The sequence below is a fragment of the Streptomyces durocortorensis genome (assembly GCF_016901035.1).
Taxonomy (GTDB): Bacteria; Actinomycetota; Actinomycetes; order Streptomycetales; family Streptomycetaceae; genus Streptomyces; species Streptomyces durocortorensis.
In genome coordinates this window covers 1-1,613 of the sequence record NZ_JAFEUF010000481.1, presented here as the reverse complement: position 1 = coordinate 1,613, position 1,613 = coordinate 1, and the positions used below count along the sequence as shown (strand labels likewise).

Here is a 1,613-nt window from a genome sequence, read left to right as displayed (position 1 = left end):
CGGGTGAGGACGGGGGTAAGAAGCCGTCGGCCGCGACCCGCTTGGTGGCGTTGGCGCGGGAGCGGTACACGTTCGTCGTGTCGACCGACGCACGCCCCTACGCGGTCGCCATCGACGGCCCGAACCTCGCACTTCCCCTCCGAGGGAAGACCGGGGTGCGGCAGCGGCTGGCCCGTCTGTACGCCGACACGTTCGACGGGGACGTTGCCTCGCAGTCGGCCCTTGCGGACGCGATGACGGTCCTGGAAGGGATCGCGGAGGACAACGACCCCGTACCCGTGCACCTGCGGGTCGGCTCCACCCCTGAGGGGCGGATCGTGGTCGACCTCGGCACCGCCGACGGACGCGCGGTCGTGGTGTCCGCCGGCCGCTGGGAAGTGGTGGACCGGGCCCCGGTTCTCTTCCGCCGCTCCGGAGCCATGGCACCGATGCCCGTGCCCGTCCGCACCCCGGATGGCCTGGCTCGGTTCCACTCCATGCTGAACATGGACGAGAGCGCGTTCCGGCAGATGGCCGCGTGGATGGCGGCGGCCTGGCTGCCCGACATCCCCCACCCGATCCTGACGTGCAAGGGCGAGCAGGGTACGGGCAAGTCGATGACGGCTCAGATGGCCATCAACCTCATCGACCCGTCCCCGGCCGCCAGGCGCAGCCAGCCGCGCGACGAGAAAGCGTGGTCGAGGCAGGCGTTCACCTCGTGGGCGCTGTGCCTGGACAACATCAGCACGATCCCTCGGTGGCTGTCGGACACCCTGTGCAAAGCCGTCACCGGCGACGGTGTCGTGGACCGGGCCCTGTTCACCGATGACGACGTGGTCGTGCTCTCCTACCGCCGCGTGCTCGCCATGACCACCATCGACGCCGGAGCGTTGGCCGGAGACCTGGCCGAACGGGTCCTGATGGTGGAACTGCAACTCATCGACGGCACCCGGCGCCGCTCGGAGGAGGAGTTGGACGCGGCGTTCGCGGAAGCCCGCCCCGCGGTTCTCGGTGGCCTGCTGGATCTGCTGGCCGGAGTGCTGGAAGTGCTGCCCTCGGTCCGGCTGGACTCCATGCCGCGCATGGCCGACTTCGCCCGCGTCCTGGCCGCCGTCGACCAGGTCACCGGCTGGCAGACCCTCCCCGACTACCTGGCCGCATCCTCGAACGTCGCCAGCGACGCGTTGGAAGGCGACCTGTTCGGCACCGCTCTCGCCGCTCTGGTGACACGGGCCGGAACGTGGACGGGCACCGCCGCCCAGCTCCTCGAACAGCTCCAACCCGCCAACGGAGTACGGCCCCCTGACTGGCCCAAGGACCCGACCCGGACCTCAGGGAGGGTCAAGCGGCTGGCCCCGCTCCTGCGCTCCATCGGGATCACCGTGGATGACACGCAGCGTAGTAAGGACCCCGACCGGCGACGCCTGCTGATCCTCACCCGGACCGCGCCGGAGGACACGTCAGCGTCCACACCCTCCGAGCCCGACCAAGGCTCTTTCTGGCCGGAGGAACCCCCGCCGGACCCGGACAACTTCCCGCCCGACCTGCACTGACACAACCGGAACCCTTCCGGGCCGGGCCGCCGCACAGCGGCCCGGACGTGTCACCCGCTGCGGACGCTGAAGCCGTCCAGC

General features: G+C 70.7%; 1 protein-coding gene. It reads left to right on the top strand.

Translation table 11 applies throughout. The features are described from left to right. On the top strand, positions 1-1,532 hold a 1,532-nt coding region (locus JS521_RS35595), incomplete at its 5' end, for an AICE element replication initiation protein (RefSeq protein ID WP_205086980.1). Positions 1,533-1,613 lie beyond the last annotated feature (81 nt).